Genomic DNA, 20,444 nt, shown 5'->3' on the forward strand with positions numbered 1-20,444 from the left:
TAAAATGAATACTATAATTCTTGATGAAATTGTTGTAAAAAATAACAGGGTTGATTACTTTTTTAGCGTTAAAGGGAATTTACAAAAATATTTTAAAATAAATAATCATATGTTCCTTGAATATAACTATGATATATCTGATATTCCAAATAGTATTTTAGCTATTCCATTTTTTTCAAATGTAATTCCTCTTGTGTGGATCACTGATTCAACAATATTGATAAATGAATTAGATGAATCTTTTTATGAATGTCTCAATAATATAAAAACTGCATATCAAAATATGTTTCCTAGTGTCAGGTTTAAGGGTTCTATTGTTGTAGATAAAATTATAGATAATACCTATACTCCTGAACTCGAAGCAGCATCTTTATTTAGTGGAGGTCTTGATGCGCTTACTACATTTATAAGAATAAAGGACAAAAAACCATTATTAATTACTGAATACGGATGGCATGAAGGTAATATAGAGGAAAGTGATGTGTGGGAGGCAGACAAAGAAAACGCTATAAATTTTGCTAAATGCCAAGGATTAGAAAACATCCTTATACAATCTAATTATGGTACTTTTATAAATGCAGGAAATATTGATCATGACTTTAGGCGGAAATTAGAGGATACATGGTGGCATGGATTACACCATGGCTTAGCGATAATATCTGCAGCTATCCCAATAGCTTTCAAACTTAAGATAAAATGTATATATATTGCAAGCTCTAATTCTCCTTTATATGAAGTTACTTGTGCATCTGACCCTACAGTGGACAATGAAATAAGGTATGCATCAGGTCAGGTTTTTCACGATGGATATGAACTCAACAGGCAAAATAAGGTTAAGGTAGTTGTTGATCATTATTCGGCCATTAAGAAATTGGTTAATATCAGAGTATGTTTTAAAAATGAAGAAAATTGTTGTAAATGTGAAAAGTGCTTGAGAACTATTATGGGAATTATCGCTGAAGGTCAAGATCCTCGAAGTTATGGCTTTAATATTCCAAATGATATTTTTCGATACATTAAAACTTCTTTGGATAATGAGGTGAAGTTTTTTACAGATACATTCATTGTTATTTATTGGAATATAATTCAGGTTCGAATGAAGGAAAATTATAATAATATATTATATAAAGATTTACTAGATTGGTTTTTAGATTATGATTTCAAAGCACAGCGAAGAAAATCATTACTTAAGTATAGAGTAATAAAGTTCTTTCCTATTTTGAAGAGGAAGGTTGGTACTAAATTAAGTAGAATGTTTGCACAAAACAATTAGAAGTAGAAGGTATTATTATGAGAATACAAAATTCCCTGAAAAATATATTATTCGGTTTGTCAGGCCAAATAATTAGTATTAGTATGGGTTTCATTGTTAGAACCGTTTTTATTTATACACTAGGTATAGAATACCTAGGTGTGGAAGGACTTTTTACAAGTATATTAACTATGCTGTCATTAGCTAATTTAGGTTTTGATACGGCTATAATTTACAGTTTATATAAGCCTTTAGCTGAGAATGATAGTTGTAAAATACAGGCATTAATGAACTTATATCAAAAGGCATATAGATTAATAGGATTAATCGTTTTATTGATAGGATTATCGTTATTACCATTTCTTCCTTACCTAATGAATGGCGAGACGACAATTAGTAATATTAATATTATTTATCTGCTATTTTTATTGAGTTCGGTTTCATCATATTATTTTGTGTATAAACAATCTATTATTATTGCTGATCAGCGTAATCACATTATTTCTAAAATACACAGTATATTTACAATTATGTCTCACTCTTTACAAATCATTTTATTAATAATCATCGGAAATTATATTGTAATATTAATGGTCCAACTGGTATTAAGAGTAATTGAAAATATGTATATTGCGAATAAAGCGAATAAACTATATCCGTATCTACAAGAGGAAAATAAAGAGAAATTATCTAAAGAAGATAGAAAGCTTTTCTTTGAAAATTTGTATGCTCTATTGTTATACAAAATTAGTGGTGTGGTAATTAATGGAACTGACAATATTGTTATCTCTAAATTTATTGGGATTACTTGGGTTGGTATTTATTCGAATTATCTACTGGTTTTAAATACACTGAATACTTTATTGGGTTATTTGTTTTATTCTATTACTGCCAGTGTTGGAAATTTAAATGTAAAAGAAAATGAAGATGCACAATATTTTATTTTTCGTGTGCTTAATTTTGTTAATTTTTGGATATATGGATTCTGTACAGTTTGTCTTTGGAATTTAATAAACCCATTTATAACTTTGTGGTTAGGTGAGCATTATGTGTTTAATAAGTATATAATATTTGCCATAATATTGAATTTTTTCACTGCTGGAATGCAAAATGCTTCTACAACTTTTAGAGAAACCACTGGTTTATTTAAAAAGGGAAAATACAGGCCTATTATAGCGGCTGTTATAAATATTGTAGCTTCTATAATTCTCGCAAAACAAATAGGAATTGCAGGTGTATTTTTTGGCACTGTTATCAGCAGATTGTGTACCTATTTTTGGTACGATCCATATGTTATATTTAAATTTGTTTTCAAAAAATCGGTAAAATTATATTTTGTTAGATATAGTTTGTTTGGATTTCTGGTTTTTGTTTCTGTAATCATAACAGATGCTCTTGGCAATATCTTTTATACCGATATATTTATAAATATAGTAATACGCAGTATTTTGTGTCTTATTATTCCAAATGTAATTTTTTTAATTGCGTTTAGAAAACATGAAGAGTTTAAATACTTACGGGATATAGTAAGACAAATTGTAAACAAAATTTCATCTAAGTTATTAATAAAAAAAACTTATTCCAAAAATATTAAAAATAGTTGAAGAGTGATAGTGATATGAGGAATAATAGCTTTTGGGTATAGAAAATGTAAATGAATAAACAAAAAATATCTAACTTAAATTAGTTCTCATGGTTTTATATAGTGAACGTGTGGATTTAGTCAATTTATTTTAGTGGAGGAAATTATGAACGAATGTAAAGGTATGGAGTCACATCTAACTGAATTTTCTGGATTAGTTTCAAAGAACTGTATTGAGAATACTACGGTTCCGCATACAGCATATATCTTACAAGTTCACAAAAATCCAGATCAAGTAAATGGGTTTATTGACCAAATTATCTCAGAAGAACAAGCCGATGTATTTGTTCATATTGATAAAAAAACACACAATGAGTTATGTAGGAAAATATTAAACAATCCTAATGTAGAAGTTTTGGATGAGAATATAGACGTAAAATGGGGTGATATAAGCCAGGTAGATGCTACGATTTTGTTGCTAAAAAAAGTATTAGATAAACAAAAAAGTTACGATTTTGTGTGCCTAAGGAGTGGTCAAGATTTATTGGTGAAAAACGGATTTAGAGATTTTCTATTAAATAATAAAAATAAAATATTTATGACAGCAACTCATATTGAAAGGAGTAATTCAGATGTTGCTTTTCAGAATATCAGTTGGCCAAAGGTAGCAAGGAAACAATACAATGTATTTCATCCTTTTAGAGTTTTTAGAAGAATAATTATGCGTTTGTATGGTTGGGGATTTAATATATTTCCCAACCCATATAAGTTGCCTGAAGAGTTTTCACTTTATCACGGTTCATCCTGGTTTTGTATCCCTTTAAATATTGCAAGATATATTATAGATTTTTTAGAAAGAAATGAATGGTACTATGATGCTTTTAAAAATGCTTTATGTCCAGATGAATGGTTTTTTCAGACAATAATAATGAATTCGGAGTATAAATCACAAGTTGTAAATAATAATTTAATCTACTTGAGGTGGGGTCAGACTTTTAAAAACCGAAATCATCCGATTACCTTCACCTTGGAAGATATCAATTCAATAGAAAGCTCAGATCAATATTTTGCAAGGAAATTTGATCAAAACTTTGATAACTCAGTAATAGAGTACTTTATAAATAGAATAAAAATATAGCATGTAAATCGGCTATCATACTATACGTCTTTGTTCTTGTTGTTTTAACTTTTCGACTGTTTAACGGTGAAAATTTGAGATATAAAGTCACTTTATGTTCATCCGTTTTTATTTTTTTCTCTATAATTAATATCCAATCAATTTACCTCGCTAAACATAATATATAGAAAAACAAGAAAGAGGTGTAATTTGATTTGGCTAATCTGGGAGAACTTAGTGACGTAGATGTAACGAGCAAGATGCCTTCGAATAATGATATTTTGACTTATGATAGAACAAAATCAAAATGGGTTCCAAAAGGTCCAGAAGATACATTTAAATCAAACACATATTTGCTTGAATTAAATAGATGGAATGCTAAAAATGATGGCACTGATGCCGTTAACACTTCTCAAGGTATTAATAATGCTTTAAAGTGGGCATCTCAACAAGGATATACAGAAGTTGTATTACCAAAAGGAACGTACTTGATTGATAAAAATAAACCAATTGAACCACAAAGCTACCTAACGCTAAATTTGAATGGTGCAACTTTAAAAATGGAAACAAATAACTTGACGGGATATGCGATTGTAAGCTTCTGTAACAATCAAGTTTACTCTAGGGTTACAAATGGTATTATCCAAGGAGATAAAGATACGCATGATTACACTAGCGGAGGAACACATGAGGGAGGGTACGGAGTTGCAGTGGGGAGTTTTACTCAGGTTGCTGATGGAGGGAACAATACAAGATTTGTATCTTTAGATAATCTAGAGATTTCGAATTGTACAGGAGATGCTATTACACTTAACAGCACTTTTGGTCAGATTTCGCCATTCCCAACATCATTAGCTAGTTCATTTGAACAAGGCTCAATCAGTACAACAGATGGTTCGTTAGTAAGTAGTACGACAAAGATACGCTCCAAATTACAAATTGATATGAAGCAAGCGGCTATTGTAAAGTATGGTTATTTCGGTCTTTATGGGAATGGCTTTGGCGGGTTGGGTACCGATATAATATGTGATTATTATGATGTTATTTTTTATAATTTAAGTAACGCATTTATATCTGCTAAAGTTAATGTGCAATTTTTTGATGAAGTAGAAGTTCCTAATGGAGCAAGCTATGCTAAAATTGTTCTTCATCAAAGTACTGTTCCTGCTTCCACAAATTGTTTAATAAATGTTCGGGTCCCTTCTTTTTCTCAATATACTTATATTGAGAAATGCAACTTACATCATTGTCGTAGACAAGGGATTACTGTAGCTGGCGCAAAAAATGTGTATATTCGTGATAATGACATTCATCATATCGCAGGTACTGATCCACAAAGTGGAATTGATATTGAAGATGGATATGATTTGAACCAATATATCTATATTGAAAGAAATAATTTTCATGATAATCAAAAATATAACATTATTGTTGTCAATGGGAAATTTATTTATATAGTAAACAATTCCCTTATGAATACACTTTCAAATGCTTATGTTGGGGTATCGATTAATGGTGGTGCAGATAGAGTAATTGTAAGCGGGAATAATATCCGACTAGCAAAGGTCTTTTTAGCAGGAGATGTTATTTTCTCTAATAATTATGTGTATGGAGCACAAATAAATGCTCAAGGTGTATATGCAAACAGATCTATTAATATATTTGATAATGTTTTTTATAACAGTAAAATGATTATTGATACACCATTCCCATATGTAGTTAGGGTTGATTCTTGTCGCTTTTTTAATGATGTGGATAAACTTAACTCCTTGTCAACGATGTTTCAATGGACTTTAGAAGTGAAAAATGAACCACAAACGATATCAAATTGCGTATTTGAAGGACAAGATGTATTATATTTAAATTATTCAACAGCAGGAACATTTAAACCAGGATGGATTTTTGAAAATACAATATTTAAAAATGTGAAAACTCCAACTTTATTTGCGGGAACGTATACAAATTGTTTCTTTAAAGACATTGTGTTTTTAGGTGCACAATCAAGTACAGTAAATTCGTTAGAATTAAGAGAATGTAAGATCATTAGTACGGATATAAATAATACGTTACTTACAGTAAATAATTTCAAAACATTCAAAATGATTAATTGTTACATTGAAAAAACAAATGGAACAGTCTTAAATATTCAAAATGTGTCTGATGATATTATATTAAGTGGGAATGTTATAAAAATTACAAATGATACTCTTCCAAGAGCTATTATTATTTTAGATGTAGCTTTTGCGGGGAAACAAGCAGTAATTCAAAATAATAATGTAACTGCTACGAACTTAACACAAGTAGGAATTGATAATAGAACAGCAAGTAATACTCTTCAACTTGTAATGAAAAATAATGTGTTAAATAATGCAACAATGATGATTACAGGAAAAGAATTTCTGCAAGGAAATATTGTTTACGGTGTGACGGATCCATACTACCGAATGTCAAGTATTCCAACATCAGGTTATTATAGATTAGGACAAGAAGTGAAAAATTCAAATCCGACTGCCGGGGGATATGTCGGCTGGATTTGTACGACAGGCGGATATGCAAATAATCAAACATGGGTAGCATCTAAATATTATTCGAAAGGTAGTAGAATTAATTGGGGTAATCATGTATATGAAGCGTTAAATGATGGTACGTCATATACAAATGTACCTACCTTTTCATCAGTTTCCGGTATTGTAGTTACTGATAATAATATTATATGGAAGGAAATTGGGTCATTAGCAGTATTCAAAACATTCGGTTTTATAAACGAGTAATGTAGTTATTCATTTTTAGTTATTAATAAAAAAAAGAAAAGCTATTTTTTTCTTTTGATAAGCTGAAGCGCACCTCAAATGTTAGCTACATTTTAAGAATTGGAGGTGCATTTTTTTATGGCCAACCTATATGTTTGTTATATGTCAATTTTTCCAGAACTTATATATGTATCTAGATATCCTATCTTAATTTTTAATTGGTCAATAGTGCTTTTTCTGAGTTTATCATACATAAAAAATGATTTGTTTTTAATAGAATCAAGAGTGAAAGGAAGAGAAGCAGTAGCCCTTCCTTCTTTTTATTTATTATATTGATATGGTTTAGGAAAACGCTCTGAAAAATTTGAATGAGGGGGATAATTATATATGAAGAGACTTTTTGATTTGCTAGTTGCTTTGTCACTGTTGTTAATTCTCTCATTGCCTATTCTAATAATAGCTATTTTAGTTAGGATTAAGCTAGGCTCTCCGATCATATTTAAGCAACAACGTCCAGGACTATATGGAAAAATATTCTATCTTTACAAATTTCGTACAATGACCGATGCAAGGGATAAGAATGATCAGCTCTTACCTGATCAAACGAGGTTAACCTCGTTTGGGAAATTTCTTAGAAAATATAGTTTAGATGAATTGCCGCAGCTTATAAATGTTGTAAAAGGTAATATAAGTTTAGTAGGACCGCGGCCATTATTAATGGGATACTTGCCTTTATATTCTAATGAACAAGCTAAAAGACATCATGTAAAGCCTGGAATCACTGGATGGGCACAGGTAAATGGGAGAAATAGCATTTCATGGGACGAAAAATTTAAACTGGATGTATGGTATGTTGAGAATCAAAGTTTTCTTCTAGATTTAAAAATTTTATATTTAACTGTTAGCAAAGTCTTAAAATCAGAAGGCATACAAAATGGTAGCCACGCAACTATGCCAATTTTTAAAGGGAGTATTAAACATGATGAAAAATAATATGAATATCTTGTTTACTAGTTCTGGTAGGAGAGTATCTTTAATAAAAAAATTTAAGGAAGTTTTTGAGAAAGAAAAAATGAATGGGAACATCATTACTGCAGATTTAAAAGAAACTGCCCCGACTGTTCATTTTAGTGATAAGCATTTTATTGTTCCGAGAGTAATAGAAGAAAATTATATAGAAGAGCTATTACAAATATGTCAAAAAGAAAATATTGGCTTAGTTATTCCATTAATTGATACGGAATTGATTCTTTTAGCTGAAAATAAGCGGATTTTTAAAGAACTTGATGTAAAAGTATTAGTTTCCGGGAAAGAATTAAATGAGATAGCTAATAACAAAGTAAATACTTATAACTTCTTTACTTCTCATAATATCCCCACACCTAAAGTATATAGTGATGAGGAGATTGAAAGAAAAGAATATCAATTTCCATTATTAATTAAACCTTATGATGGCAGTTCTAGTAAAGGTGTGACAAAAATAATGAATGAAAAGGAATTGGAATTTTTTAAGGAATATATACCTAACGCCATGATACAAGAGTACGTTTCAGGAGAGGAATACACTATAGATGTCATGGTAGATTTTTATGGGAATATAAAAACGATTGTACCTAGATTACGCATAGAGACACGAGCTGGTGAGGTAAGTAAAGGTATGACCAAGAAGGATATTGAAATCATAACAGCAGCAGAAACTGTAATAAAAGCCCTCCCTAATCCCATTGGCTGTATTACTTTACAATGCTTTAAAAAGGAAGATGGGCAAATTACGTTTATTGAAATAAATCCTCGTTTTGGTGGAGGAATTCCGTTATCGATTGAAGCGGGAGCGAATTTTCCACTATGGACGATTGAAATGTGTGAAGGAGAAATGTTTACGGAGCAAGATTTCAATTGGAGAGAAGATTTAACAATGCTTAGATATGATGAAGCAGTTTTTACAGAGAGTACTTAACATGGTGATTAAAGCAATTGTTTTTGATATGGATGATACTTTGTATAAAGAAAAAGATTATGTCGTAAGTGGCTTTAAAGCAGTGGATGATTGGATTAAAGAGGACTATAAGAAAATTGGATTTTATAATATAGCAATTCAATTATTTGATTCGGGAGAAAGAAAGTTTGTGTTTAATAAAGCGCTTGAAAAGTTAAATATTACGTATGATGAAAAATTGATTAGTAAATTAATAGAAAAGTATAGGCTCCATAAACCGGATATTCAATTATTAGATGAAGCGGATTGGGTGCTGAGTAATTTAACTAATAACGTAAAAATAGGACTAATTTCCGACGGATATTTAATCACCCAAGAAAGAAAAATAAACGCATTAAAGTTAAAAGAGAGATTTCATTCGATTATTCTCACTGATAAGCTTGGAAGAGAATATTGGAAGCCGAGCCAACTGCCTTATGAAAAAATAAGCAAGGAACTACAGGTTCCACATCAGCAATGTGTTTATATAGGAGATAATTTAAGTAAGGATTTTATTACTGCTAAGAAACTAAATTGGATAACGGTTTATATTAATAGAGAAGATGGAATTTACCGTAATCTTATAGTTGAGCAAGATTATAAAGCGCATTACACAATAGATAATTTAAGAAGACTTCCTGATATACCTGTATTAAAACATATGTTTTTAAATACATAATATTTTAAATATGTATAGAGGATGTGTTTACATGCAAACTATTCAACACAAAAAACGAATCTACCTCTCTTCGCCACATATGAGTGGACATGAACAGAAATATATAAAAGATGCTTTTGATTCAAATTGGATTGCACCTCTTGGTCCAAATGTAGATGAATTTGAAAGAGAACTAGCTTCTTTTGTAGGAGTTAAAAGTGGGGCTGCGGTTAGTTCAGGTACTGCTGCCATTCATTTAGCTTTACAATTATTAAATGTTCAAAAGGGGGATACAGTATTTTGTTCAAGTTTCACTTTTGTAGCGAGTGCAAATCCGATTGTTTATTTGGAGGCTGAACCAGTATTTATTGACTCTGAACCGGAAACATGGAACATGTCACCGCAAGCTCTAGAACTTGCGTTGCATGATGCTGATAAAGCTGGGAGATTACCAAAGGCTGTTATTCTTGTTCATTTATATGGTCAGAGTGCTAAATTAGATGAAATTCTTTCGTTGTGTAATCATTATGATGTTCCTATAATTGAGGATGCAGCAGAATCTCTAGGTTCTACATATAAAGGGAAAGCAAGCGGTACATTCGGAAAGTTTGGTATTTATTCATTTAATGGAAATAAAATTATTACAACTTCGGGCGGTGGAATGCTTGTTTCTGATGATGTGGAAGAATTAGAAAGAGCGAGATTTTTAGCGACACAAGCAAAAGATCCAGCACCACATTATGAGCATAGTGAAGTAGGATATAATTATCGAATGAGTAATATACTAGCTGGTATTGGAAGAGGACAATTAGAAGTGTTAGAAGACAGGGTGAAAGCTAGAAGATCTATATATAAACGGTATTACGAAGCGCTATCTTTCATACCAGGATTTTATTTTATGCCTGAATTAGAAAATACTCGTTCAAATCGTTGGCTCACTACATTGACAATTGATGAAAAGGAATCCGGGATTTCTATTGGAAAAGTGTTGAGAATTTTAGCAGAAGAGAATATTGAGGCACGTCCTATGTGGAAGCCACTTCATATACAGTCGCTCTTTAAAAGGAAGAAGTACTATCCGCACAGCAAAAATGAAGATGTGTCGCAGCACCTATTTCAAAGTGGTGTTTGTTTGCCTTCAGGATCTAATATGTTAGTTGAAGATCAACAAAGGGTCATTCAAGGCGTTTTAAAGGCTCTAGAAGGAAAGAAATAAAAAGTAAGTAAAAGTGGAATTTGATTTGTAAATGTACGAATAAAAGTTCTTTATAATGAATTTTTTTGTGAGAAATATTTGCGAATACTCAGTTTAAATTGACATAAAAAGGATATGGTGCTAGGTTTTAAATATCAAAATCTTAATCTACAAGCGAATTAAAGTAAATAATTGAGACGGTAATAAAATAAGTGGTTTTGTTCTTTAAAAAGAATGATAAAGAGGCATGTTTAACGAATTTAATATATAAATAGTATTTGTATTAACTTTTCATATATTAGGAGGGAAAAATGAGCGCTATAACTGGCATTATTCACTTTAATAACGAACCTGTATCAATTGAACATGGCACACGATTAATGAGTGACTTACAAAAGTACCCTGCTGATGATATTCAAATATGGCGTAAAGAAAACGCTTTTCTGGGATGTCACGCACAATGGATTACACCAGAGTCAGTTGGTGAACAATTACCCTTCTATAATTATGAAAAACAACTGGTAATTACAGCAGATGCTATTATTGATAACCGTAATGAGTTGTTTGAAAAATTACAAGTAGATTATGCGGATAGAAAAAATATGACAGATAGTGAGTTGATTTTGCTCTCTTATGAGAAATGGGGAGAAGCAGTACCGAAATATTTGGTGGGCGATTTTGTCTTTATGATTTGGGATGAGAAAAAACAAATTCTGTTCGGAGCTAGAGATTTTTCTGGGAGCCGAACACTTTATTTTTATCGTAGTGAGAATAAATTTGCTTTTTGTACTATCATAAAGCCGTTATTTACTCTACCATATGTTGAAAAAACATTGAATGAGCAGTGGATTGCTGAATTTTTAGCTATACCTGTAAATTTCGAGTCAGTAGATCCACAGCTAACAGTCTATAAATATATAGAACAGGTCCCTCCATCACACACTGTTTTGGTAAAGGATGGGAAAATCGAATTTTCGCGATACTATATACCAACTGCTGGGAAAATGCTTAATTTAAAATCAAATGAAGAGTATGAAGAGGCGTTTCGAGAGGTGTATCAAAGTGCAGTGAAGGCACGTTTACGAACACATCACGAAGTAGGAGCTCATTTGAGTGGAGGGCTAGACTCAGGGTCTGTTGTTAGCTTTGCTGCAAAAGATTTACGCGCTGAAAATAAAAAATTACATACGTTTAGTTATGTTCCAGTAGAAGGTTTTGAAGATTGGACACATAAAGGTAGAATAGCTGATGAAAGACCTTTTATTCAATCAACTGTAGGGCATGTAGGGAATATACAGGATTATTATTTAGAATTGCCGGAGAGAAGCCCACTATCGGAAATTGATGATTGGCTAGAAACAATGGAGATGCCATATAAATTTTTTGAGAATACTTTTTGGTTGAGTGGAGTTTATGAAAAAGCTTCTCAGCGTGACATAGGAGTACTCCTTAGTGGCCAAAGGGGTAATTGGACAGTATCGTGGGGGCCGATGTTAGATTACCAGGCAATGTTGTTAAAAAAATTACATTGGATTCGTTTTTATCGTGAACTACATTTATATAGTAGAAACCTAGGAGTGAAAAAAGCACGTGTTTTTGAAGTGGTAAGAAGAAAAGCTTTTCCGTTTTTTCATCAGTTACTTTCTTCAGAGGAACAAGATGTTTTTCCTATAATAATCAATCCAGAATTTGCAAAAAAAATGAATGTTTTTGATAGACTCAAAGAACAGAATGTTGATATAACAGGTACTTCTATCTCAACTGCATATGACATGAAAAGAGAACAATTTGAAAAACCATATTATTGGAGCATAAATGGAACGTATGAAACGAAATTATCGTTACGTTATGCTTTATGGGATCGTGATCCTACAAATGACTTACGGATTATTCAATTTTGTTTGTCAGTCCCAGAAGAACAGTATGTTCAAAATGGTTTAGATCGATCTCTTATTCGCAGAGCCACAAAAAATTTCCTTCCTGATAAAGTACGATTAAATCAACGCGTCCGAGGTGTTCAAGGTGCAGATGGTGTTTACCGTATGACTCCATTTTGGAACGAATTTATTGAGGAAGTTCAAGAACTTAGTGTAGATCCAATAATCTCTGAATTTCTAAATGTAGAGGTAATTAAGAAAGCTATCTCAAAAATATGTAAAGAACCTCGACCAGAATATGCATTTGATTTAGATTTTAGAATTTTAATGCGTAGCTTAATCTTCTATCGATTTATAAAAAAAATAATATGAAAGGAGGTGATACGTATGAAAAAGGAATGGAAACAACCTGTATTAGAAGTACTTAATATTAATATGACTATGGCGGGGCCAGGACATAAAACTCCTGACGCAATTCAACCTGATCCAGATGATCCAGTGAAGTATAGTTAAGTTGTTGAACAAATAAAGCTCTTATATAGTTTTATTATATAAGAGCTTTCAAAAAAATTGACAGTGTGGGGGGAATAGGATGATCGATTCGAGGAGAAATGTGTTATACAAAGCCTTCGGGTTAAAAATAGTAAGTGAAATCCCATTACCCGAGTTGTCTCAGCTGAATGAAAAGGAAGAGATGGCAGATGTTCAAATCGAAATAACTGATTTATCTGAACGGTGGGATAGATATGACGAATCACAACAAAAAACCATTGTAGTGGAAGATGATGTAGTGATGTTTCATGTTCCTCAAACTGCAATATTTTCTATCCAAGCGGGCGAGAAAATAACTTTTTCACCTATGTCAGAGGCGAAAGAAGATAAAATTCGATTATACATTCTGGGAACTTGTATGGGGGCACTTTTAATGCAGCGGAAAATACTTCCATTGCATGGAAGTGTAATTGCCATAGACGGGAAAGCGTATGCATTAATTGGTGATTCAGGAGCTGGAAAATCAACGTTAGCCTCGGCTTTTTTGAATAAAGGATATCAGCTTTTAAGTGATGATGTAGTTGCTGTGTCTCTTTTGAATAAAAATACTGCAGTAGTTCATCCTTCTTATGCACAACAAAAATTATGGCAAGAGAGCATAAATGAGTTAGGAATGGTAGTAACGCAATTTAGCCCTTTGTTTGAAAGAGAAACGAAGTATGCTGTTCCTGTGAATTCTCAATTTTTTCCTGATCCATTACCTCTTGCAGGTGTTATTGAATTAGTAAAAACTCAGGGAGAAGATATTGAGATGATCCGTATAGAAGGTCTCACACGCTTGTACAAGTTATACCAACATACTTTTAGAAATTCTTTGATTTCTAAATTAGGATTGATGGAATGGCATTTTGAAACTTCATCTAATGTTGCAAGTGGAATGGAGATGTTTCAATTAAGACGCCCGGATTCAAAATTTACAGCTCATGAGCTTGTGCAAGTTATTCTAAATACTATACAGAAAGGGAGTATGGTTGATGGTTGTTCATTCGAGAAACATATCATTAGAACATAATGTTGTACAGAGTGAAGGTAATATAGTAAGTGATATGGATGGAGAAAAAGTTATGTTTAATGTCCAAAAAGGAAATTATTATAACTTAGGTGAAATAGGCGGAGAAATATGGGAGCGTATTGAAAAGCCGATAAAAATTAATCAGCTTGTTACTATGTTAGTATCTAACTATGAAATTGAACGAAAAGATTGTGAAGAGCAAGTTCTGTCCTTTTTAGAGTGTTTATTTCAAGAAGGTTTAATTCAAATAAAAGATCAATCTAATAGATAAATTCGTAATTTCAAGAGAACTGTTAGGAAGGGATTAATGAATATTGTGAAAAGGTTAAGGGTATTTTTATCGCTGAGCATGGAAACAAAGCTTTTATTTTTAGAGGCTTTTATTTTTTTAGGGTGGGCGCGTGTACTAAAAAGTATTACCTTTTCCAAAGTTGCACCTTCTTTAGGGGATTACATGAACGAAACATCAGTTTCCCAAATTCAGCCACATGGGGATACACTAAAGAAGGTTTCTGAAGCTATTTCTATTATGAGTCGTTATACTTTTTGGGAAAGTCAGTGTCTTGTTAAAGCTATAGCTGGGATGAAAATGCTCGAAAAACGTCACATTGAGAGTACTCTTTATTTAGGAACTGCTAAGGATAGTCATGGGGATTTAATTGCGCATGCATGGTTACGGAGCGGTTCTTTTTATGTTACTGGATCAGAAGGAATGGAGAAATTTACTGTCGTTGGATCATTTGCAAAGAGGCTAAGTGAGGACATTATTAAAGGAGAATAAAATGGAGAAAGATTTTGGTCTTAATATAGAGTTCATGTCTAAGGAATTGAAACTTCTTTTTGCAATTTTGAAGTTACAAGATGACGAAACAGTGCAAACTTACAGTAATGAATGGTTTTCGGATATTGATTGGGAGGTATTTCTTGAGCAAGCTGTGCATCATCGCGTTTATCCGGTGATATATCAAAAACTTAAACAGGTGGATGAGGAACTAATTCCTTCATATATTGTACAAACCTTGAATAGAAAATATAAAAAAAATACATTTCAAATGCTTTATTTAAGTGCTGAAATGGAACGAATAAATAAACTATGTAATGAAAATGAGATTCGTATGATTTTTCTAAAAGGACCTGTACTATCTCAGGACTTATATGGGGATATTTCTTTACGAACATCCTGTGATTTGGACGTTCTAATTCCGATGCAAAATTTAGAAAAAGTAGAAATGCTACTTTTAGAGCAGGGGTATGTAAAAGACGATTATATTCAAACGATATTAAATGATTGGAAATGGAGGCATCATCATATAACATTTTTTCATCCAATAAAGCGGATCAAAGTTGAAATTCATTGGAGGTTAAACCCCGGACCGGGTAAGGAACCTGGGTTTGAAGAGCTTTGGGGGAGAAAGAGAAAAAGTACCCTTACGAGTAATTCTGTATATATGTTAGGAAAGGAAGATTTATTTTTATTTTTGGTATCTCATGGTGCTAGACATGGTTGGTCCAGATTACGCTGGTTAGTAGATATAAAAAAAATTGTCGATCAAGAACTTAATTGGAGTGAGATCCATAAGTTAATGAGAAAATATCAAATGCTTCATTTAGGAGGACAAGCATTAATTTTAGCAGCTCAATTGCTAGGTGTACGACTAGATGAAAGGATGATGGAATTAGTAGCAAAAAAACATTCAAAGCAGTTAGCTCAAGAGGCACTGTTTTATTTCAAGCAAATGATAAACTTGCATACCGATCCTGTCCCTGAAGAAGTATTTATCTATCATAGTCGATATTTATTTTCACTAATGTCTAATCAGCAAAAAATTTTATATATTATGAGCCAACTATATCCTTATCCAATTGATGCAAAAACATTACCGTTACCTAAATTTCTTCATTTTTTATATTTTCCTCTACGTCCGTTTTTATGTCTTTGGAGGAAAACAAAGAAGCTGGCTTTGTTATAGGGGGAACATCGATGAATCATATTATATATTTTATGAAGAAACTATACTCTTCGGCGGGAAACATACTGTATGTGAATTTATTTGGTATGGTTTTAATAAGTTTACTTGAAGGGATAGGTATTATTTTATTAATTCCTATGATAAGTATGACTGGAATAATTAATATAGGCGAGGAGACTACTTTTATTGCACCTGTCTCTAGATTTTTGCAGGATTTTCCTAAAACAGCAAGTCTAGTTTCTATTTTAGGTATATATATACTAATAGTGTTAGGTCAAAATTTACTACAAAGAAATATAACGCTAAGGGATGCGAGAACGCAACAAGCTTTTATACGAGAATTAAGACTAGAAACATATAGTATGATTTTAAAAGCAAAGTGGAGTTTTTTTTTAGAGAAAAGGAAAACAAATCTAATAAATATATTAACTACAGAATTAGCTCGTGTAAGTTATGGGGTTAATTTAATTTTACAATTGTTAGCTGCTATTCTGTTTACATTTATACAGGTGGGGATTGCGTTTTTATTATCTCCTCAAATAACTATATTTGTTTTGGTCTTTGGTTTATTATTCTTGGTAGCTTCTCGTGTTTTTATAAAAAAAGCACGAATACTAGGCGGTAAGACCTCAGAATTGGCAAAAGACTATCTTTCTGGTATAACAGATCATTTTAATGGAATTAAAGATATAAAGAGTAATACTTTGGAAGCATCACGTATAGATTGGTTACAATCTATAACAAAAAAGATGAGTAATGAGCAAATGGAGTATATGAGAATAAGATCGAACTCTCAATTGTTTTATAAAGTTTCAATGGCTATATTAATTGCATTTTTTTTATTATTATCAGTAAGTATGTTTCAAGCGCAACCAACCCAATTACTATTAATCATCCTCATTTTCTCCAGACTATGGCCAAGATTCATGACGATTCAATCAAATTTAGAACAACTGGCTGCAAGTATTCCTGCTTTTAAGTCATTATGGGAGTTGCAAGAGGAATGTAAGGAAGCGATTGAAATGCAGGATATACATCAACAAAAACATATAGAGCCGATTCGTATAAAACAAGGTATGGAGTGTAAGGATGTTTACTTTCGTTATAATAAGCAAGAATCTTTATACGCACTTCAAAATATTAATGTGCAAATTCCAATAAACAGTATGACGGCCATTGTGGGGCATTCTGGTGCAGGCAAAAGTACATTAATTGATGTATTAATGGGATTAATCCAGCCAGAAAAAGGTCAAGTGTTAATAGATGGTACGCCCCTTACAACTGATAATTTATTGTCATTAAGGCGGGCTATTAGTTATGTACCACAAGATCCTTTCTTATTTAATGCAAGCATAAGAGAAAATTTATTGATGATTGAGCCAAATGCAAGTGAAGAACAAATTTGGTCTGCATTAAATTTTGCGGCCGCCGCTGAATTTGTACAAACGCTTCCTAAAGGGCTTGATACACTGATTGGGGATCGAGGAGTAAGGCTTTCAGGTGGTGAACGTCAACGACTTGTACTAGCGCGGGCTATTTTAAGAAAACCGTCGATTTTAGTATTAGATGAGGCTACGAGTGCATTAGATACTGAAAATGAAGTGAAAATTCAATCAGCAATAGAAAGATTGAAAGGAACGATGACTATAGTTGTTATTGCGCATCGCTTATCTACTATACGCAACGCAGATCAAGTTATTGTCTTAGGAAAAGGTGAAATTGTTCAAATAGGTGAATTTAATCAATTAGCTAAAGAAAGAAAAGGTGTATTTCGAAATTTATTAGGGTCACAAATGGAAGTGGGTTCATAGAGGAGAAAGAGTAAATGAATTTTTGTATTCATACAGTTCGAATCGAATAAAAGCCTGAGTGATGGCCAGTTAAAACAGGACATTATTCAGGCTTTTATTTGTACGTTTTCTACATTTAGGGAGTAAATATAAATGAGTACCTTGCAATGAATAATACTAAGTGGTATATTATGGATATAACGGGTACCGTGTATTGAACAGTACTGAAATGAGAAAGGGGGATTGACCTTGAACGTTCAGTTTAAAAAAGGTGTGTTAGAACTGTGTGTTTTGGCACTTGTGAAACGTAAAGATTGTTACGGTTATGAACTTGTACAGCAAATCTCAAATAAATTTTTAATATCGGAAGGGTCAGTGTATCCTTTATTACGTCGTTTAACGAAAGAAGGGTATTTTCAAACGTATTTGAAAGAATCTACGGAGGGGCCGCCTCGTAAATATTATCAACTAACTGAGCAAGGGGAAACGCAACTGAATTTGTTAGTAACAGAGTGGCGTGATTTTGCAAAAGGCGTACAAGAAATTATTGAAGGGGTGGAATGGGATGAGTAAAGAACAGTTTCTTAAAGAATTATCAAGTCATCTTAGAAAGTTACCGGAAGAAGAGAGGAAAGATATTTTATTTGATTATGAAGAGCATTTTCAGTTTGGGAAAGAAGAGGGGAAAACTGAATCGGAAATAATAAAAGGCCTTGGCTCTCCGAAAGTAATTGCGAAAGACTTACTTGCTTTGTATCGCTTTGATGAAATGAAAAAGGACCCATCTACTTCGAATATAACAAGGGCTGTCATGGCAGCGATTGGACTTAGTTTGTTTAATTTCATTATTGTGTTAGGCCCGTTAGTGGCAATTATCGCTTTTATATTTTCTTTTTGGGTCGGTGGGATTGCTAGTGTAGTGACACCATTTTTCGTTATTGGAAAAGTATTTATGGGTACTTTTATATGGTTGGATGTATTCGTTAGTATAACGTTTGTTGGAGTAGGTTTGTTGTTATGTATTATCGCTTATTATAGTACGAAGTGGTTTAAAAAATTATGCGTACGTTATGTAATATGGAACTTCAAAATGATAAAAGGGGAGTAGATGATGAAAAAAATATTGTTAGTAGCAATCGCTTGTATCATTATTGGAGTAATAGGGATTTCACAAACGTATGAAAAAGCAGTACAAACTGCAGAAAAAGGAAACAAAGAAGACGTTATTAAAAACGAAACATTAAAAAATATAGAAGTTAAGTTAGACGCTGGGGATATTGTTGTCCAAAAATCTCCCGACTCTTCTTTTTATGTAAAGCACACAGGAGATGCACGTAAACAAGAGGTTCGTATTGCAGAAGATGGTGACACATTAAAAATTATTGGGGAAAGAGAAAAAGGTGCTTCATTTGATTTTTCTTTTTACGATTTTAGGTTTCAAACGTCTACAATAACTCTCCTTGTACCTGAACGTTCTTACCAAGAGATAAAAGTAAATTCATCCGCTGGACAAATAGAAATAAGTGATGTGAAAAGTGATCATGTAAGTGTTGGAACAATGGCTGGGGAAGTAGATTTGAAACATGTCACAGCTAAGAGTGTGGAGGGATCTACAAAAGCTGGTGAGGTGAACTTTAAAAAAGTAATAGGGAAAGTAACAGCGAAGTCGGCTAGTGGGGAAGTGCACATTATGGATCATGATCCTAAATATGATGTAGAGGCAAGTTCAACTGCTGGTGATGTAGATATAACTTTATTGGAAAAACCACAAGATGCAGTTATAACGGGGCAAAGTGCTGCTGGTGAAGTGATGATTTTTAATGAAGAAAATAAAAATATAACGATTGGTAATGGTAGTAAAAAGATTAGCGGTAAAACAACTGCTGGCGATGTGACGATTGAAACTCGTTCATAAGAAATAGAATATATGAAAATCTATCAAAATACAAAAAAGAAGATAATTACCGTATATAAATCAGGTAATTATCTTCTTTTATTATGCTTAATGTAAATCACGATATACGCCAATTACTTTTCCGATAACTGACACTTGTTTTAAAATGATAGGTTCTAATGAAGAGTTTTCCGGTTGTAGACGGAAATGGTCTTTTTCTTTATAGAAACGTTTAACAGTTGCTTCGTTATCTTCTGTTAAAGCGACTACAATTTCACCGTTGTATGCAGACTGTTGTTGGCGAACAACAACTAAATCTCCATCGAAAATACCAGCTTCAATCATACTATCTCCAGAAATACGTAACATAAACACTTGGTCTGCTCCAGCAACAATGCTAGCTGGAAGTGGGAAGTGATCTTCTACACTTTCAACTGCTGTAATGGGTAATCCAGCAGTAACTTTTCCGATAATTGGAACTTGAATAACAGATTGTGTTTCTGCATCCGTTCGATCGTCACCTAAAATTTCAATTGCTCGTGGTTTTGTTGGATCGCGTCGAATATATCCTTTTTCTTCTAGTCGTGATAAATGTCCGTGCACTGTAGAACTAGAAGCGAGGCCGACTGCTTGACCAATTTCACGTACGGAAGGTGGATATCCTTTTTCTTGTACTTTTAGCTTAATAAAGTCGAGAATGTCTTGCTGGCGTTTCGTTAACTTTTCCATGTTTTCTAACACCTCGTTTTCTTTCGTTTTTCTTATTAATAAGTATAACATGCGAAAAAACATTCTACAAACATAAGTTCGAACAAAAGGC

General features: G+C 32.5%; 19 protein-coding genes. 18 read left to right on the top strand and 1 reads right to left on the bottom strand.

Going from position 1 to position 20,444, the window contains the following annotated elements; all coding sequences use genetic code 11:
* The first annotated feature begins 4 nt into the window (after positions 1 to 4).
* The 18 genes from K5S59_RS02070 (at position 5) to K5S59_RS02155 (ending at position 19,645) form a co-directional block, all read left to right on the top strand.
* The gene (locus K5S59_RS02070; RefSeq protein WP_120450784.1) at positions 5 to 1,273 is read left to right on the top strand and encodes a peptidase; all 1,269 of its coding nucleotides are present in this window, start codon (positions 5 to 7) and stop codon (positions 1,271 to 1,273) included.
* A gap of 17 nt (positions 1,274 to 1,290) precedes the next feature.
* Positions 1,291 to 2,856 carry a lipopolysaccharide biosynthesis protein gene (locus K5S59_RS02075; protein ID WP_098238114.1) on the top strand — a complete coding sequence of 522 codons (1,566 nt, stop codon included), beginning with the start codon at positions 1,291 to 1,293 and terminating at the stop codon, positions 2,854 to 2,856.
* A 144-nt stretch (positions 2,857 to 3,000) separates the two neighbouring features.
* Positions 3,001 to 3,972 carry a beta-1,6-N-acetylglucosaminyltransferase gene (locus K5S59_RS02080; protein WP_098238113.1) on the top strand — a complete coding sequence of 324 codons (972 nt, stop codon included), beginning with the start codon at positions 3,001 to 3,003 and terminating at the stop codon, positions 3,970 to 3,972.
* A gap of 239 nt (positions 3,973 to 4,211) precedes the next feature.
* Positions 4,212 to 6,722 (top strand): right-handed parallel beta-helix repeat-containing protein, encoded by a 2,511-nt coding sequence (locus tag K5S59_RS02085; RefSeq protein ID WP_120451108.1) that lies wholly within the window; start codon positions 4,212 to 4,214, stop codon positions 6,720 to 6,722.
* 366 nt (positions 6,723 to 7,088) lie between these two features.
* Positions 7,089 to 7,694: a sugar transferase gene (locus tag K5S59_RS02090; RefSeq protein WP_120450780.1), complete on the top strand. Its 606-nt coding sequence runs from the start codon at positions 7,089 to 7,091 to the stop codon at positions 7,692 to 7,694.
* A 1-nt stretch (position 7,695) separates the two neighbouring features.
* Positions 7,696 to 8,658, top strand: coding sequence for an ATP-grasp domain-containing protein (locus K5S59_RS02095; protein ID WP_374702077.1), 963 nt, complete (start codon positions 7,696 to 7,698; stop codon positions 8,656 to 8,658).
* Between the two features lies 1 nt (position 8,659).
* Entirely contained in the window at positions 8,660 to 9,355 is a 696-nt protein-coding gene (locus tag K5S59_RS02100) for an HAD family hydrolase (protein WP_098049409.1), read from the top strand.
* A gap of 31 nt (positions 9,356 to 9,386) precedes the next feature.
* Entirely contained in the window at positions 9,387 to 10,550 is a 1,164-nt protein-coding gene (locus K5S59_RS02105) for an aminotransferase class I/II-fold pyridoxal phosphate-dependent enzyme (RefSeq protein ID WP_120450778.1), read from the top strand.
* A gap of 290 nt (positions 10,551 to 10,840) precedes the next feature.
* Entirely contained in the window at positions 10,841 to 12,778 is a 1,938-nt protein-coding gene (locus K5S59_RS02110; protein WP_120450776.1) for a lasso peptide isopeptide bond-forming cyclase, read from the top strand.
* A gap of 15 nt (positions 12,779 to 12,793) precedes the next feature.
* Positions 12,794 to 12,919 carry a paeninodin family lasso peptide gene (locus K5S59_RS02115; protein ID WP_120450774.1) on the top strand — a complete coding sequence of 42 codons (126 nt, stop codon included), beginning with the start codon at positions 12,794 to 12,796 and terminating at the stop codon, positions 12,917 to 12,919.
* Positions 12,920 to 12,998: 79 nt separating this feature from the next.
* Positions 12,999 to 13,970, top strand: coding sequence for an aldolase (locus tag K5S59_RS02120; RefSeq protein WP_120450771.1), 972 nt, complete (start codon positions 12,999 to 13,001; stop codon positions 13,968 to 13,970).
* Positions 13,933 to 14,241, top strand: a complete 309-nt coding sequence (locus K5S59_RS02125) for a lasso peptide biosynthesis PqqD family chaperone (protein ID WP_120450770.1) — start codon at positions 13,933 to 13,935, stop codon at positions 14,239 to 14,241. Before K5S59_RS02120 ends, K5S59_RS02125 begins: the two co-directional genes overlap by 38 nt.
* 36 nt (positions 14,242 to 14,277) lie before the next feature.
* Entirely contained in the window at positions 14,278 to 14,751 is a 474-nt protein-coding gene (locus tag K5S59_RS02130; protein WP_120450768.1) for a lasso peptide biosynthesis B2 protein, read from the top strand.
* A 1-nt stretch (position 14,752) separates the two neighbouring features.
* Positions 14,753 to 15,940: a nucleotidyltransferase domain-containing protein gene (locus K5S59_RS02135; protein ID WP_120450765.1), complete on the top strand. Its 1,188-nt coding sequence runs from the start codon at positions 14,753 to 14,755 to the stop codon at positions 15,938 to 15,940.
* Between the two features lie 11 nt (positions 15,941 to 15,951).
* A complete protein-coding gene (locus K5S59_RS02140) occupies positions 15,952 to 17,751 on the top strand; it encodes an ABC transporter ATP-binding protein (protein WP_120450764.1) in 1,800 nt (599 codons plus the stop codon).
* A 228-nt stretch (positions 17,752 to 17,979) separates the two neighbouring features.
* The gene (locus K5S59_RS02145) at positions 17,980 to 18,303 is read left to right on the top strand and encodes a PadR family transcriptional regulator (RefSeq protein ID WP_001102620.1); all 324 of its coding nucleotides are present in this window, start codon (positions 17,980 to 17,982) and stop codon (positions 18,301 to 18,303) included.
* Positions 18,296 to 18,838 (top strand): DUF1700 domain-containing protein, encoded by a 543-nt coding sequence (locus tag K5S59_RS02150; RefSeq protein ID WP_000032406.1) that lies wholly within the window; start codon positions 18,296 to 18,298, stop codon positions 18,836 to 18,838. The genes K5S59_RS02145 and K5S59_RS02150 overlap by 8 nt, the downstream gene beginning before the upstream one ends.
* Entirely contained in the window at positions 18,839 to 19,645 is an 807-nt protein-coding gene (locus tag K5S59_RS02155; RefSeq protein ID WP_098259284.1) for a DUF4097 family beta strand repeat-containing protein, read from the top strand.
* A gap of 87 nt (positions 19,646 to 19,732) precedes the next feature.
* Here K5S59_RS02155 and lexA read toward each other — a convergent pair whose 3' ends face one another.
* A complete protein-coding gene (gene lexA, locus K5S59_RS02160; protein WP_120450761.1) occupies positions 19,733 to 20,353 on the bottom strand; it encodes a transcriptional repressor LexA in 621 nt (206 codons plus the stop codon).
* Positions 20,354 to 20,444: the final 91 nt, after the last annotated feature.

Source organism: Bacillus sp. BML-BC051 (assembly GCF_019656175.1).
GTDB lineage: Bacteria > Bacillota > Bacilli > Bacillales > Bacillaceae_G > Bacillus_A > Bacillus_A mobilis.

Coding starts and splice junctions, on each gene's coding strand:
- K5S59_RS02070 (WP_120450784.1), top strand. CDS start 5: ATGAATACTATAATTCTTGATGAAATTGTTGTAAAAAATAACAGGGTT.
- K5S59_RS02075 (WP_098238114.1), top strand. CDS start 1,291: ATGAGAATACAAAATTCCCTGAAAAATATATTATTCGGTTTGTCAGGC.
- K5S59_RS02080 (WP_098238113.1), top strand. CDS start 3,001: ATGAACGAATGTAAAGGTATGGAGTCACATCTAACTGAATTTTCTGGA.
- K5S59_RS02085 (WP_120451108.1), top strand. CDS start 4,212: ATGCCTTCGAATAATGATATTTTGACTTATGATAGAACAAAATCAAAA.
- K5S59_RS02090 (WP_120450780.1), top strand. CDS start 7,089: ATGAAGAGACTTTTTGATTTGCTAGTTGCTTTGTCACTGTTGTTAATT.
- K5S59_RS02095 (WP_374702077.1), top strand. CDS start 7,696: ATGAATATCTTGTTTACTAGTTCTGGTAGGAGAGTATCTTTAATAAAA.
- K5S59_RS02100 (WP_098049409.1), top strand. CDS start 8,660: ATGGTGATTAAAGCAATTGTTTTTGATATGGATGATACTTTGTATAAA.
- K5S59_RS02105 (WP_120450778.1), top strand. CDS start 9,387: ATGCAAACTATTCAACACAAAAAACGAATCTACCTCTCTTCGCCACAT.
- K5S59_RS02110 (WP_120450776.1), top strand. CDS start 10,841: ATGAGCGCTATAACTGGCATTATTCACTTTAATAACGAACCTGTATCA.
- K5S59_RS02115 (WP_120450774.1), top strand. CDS start 12,794: ATGAAAAAGGAATGGAAACAACCTGTATTAGAAGTACTTAATATTAAT.
- K5S59_RS02120 (WP_120450771.1), top strand. CDS start 12,999: ATGATCGATTCGAGGAGAAATGTGTTATACAAAGCCTTCGGGTTAAAA.
- K5S59_RS02125 (WP_120450770.1), top strand. CDS start 13,933: ATGGTTGTTCATTCGAGAAACATATCATTAGAACATAATGTTGTACAG.
- K5S59_RS02130 (WP_120450768.1), top strand. CDS start 14,278: ATGAATATTGTGAAAAGGTTAAGGGTATTTTTATCGCTGAGCATGGAA.
- K5S59_RS02135 (WP_120450765.1), top strand. CDS start 14,753: ATGGAGAAAGATTTTGGTCTTAATATAGAGTTCATGTCTAAGGAATTG.
- K5S59_RS02140 (WP_120450764.1), top strand. CDS start 15,952: ATGAATCATATTATATATTTTATGAAGAAACTATACTCTTCGGCGGGA.
- K5S59_RS02150 (WP_000032406.1), top strand. CDS start 18,296: ATGAGTAAAGAACAGTTTCTTAAAGAATTATCAAGTCATCTTAGAAAG.
- K5S59_RS02155 (WP_098259284.1), top strand. CDS start 18,839: ATGATGAAAAAAATATTGTTAGTAGCAATCGCTTGTATCATTATTGGA.
- lexA (WP_120450761.1), bottom strand. CDS start 20,353: ATGGAAAAGTTAACGAAACGCCAGCAAGACATTCTCGACTTTATTAAG.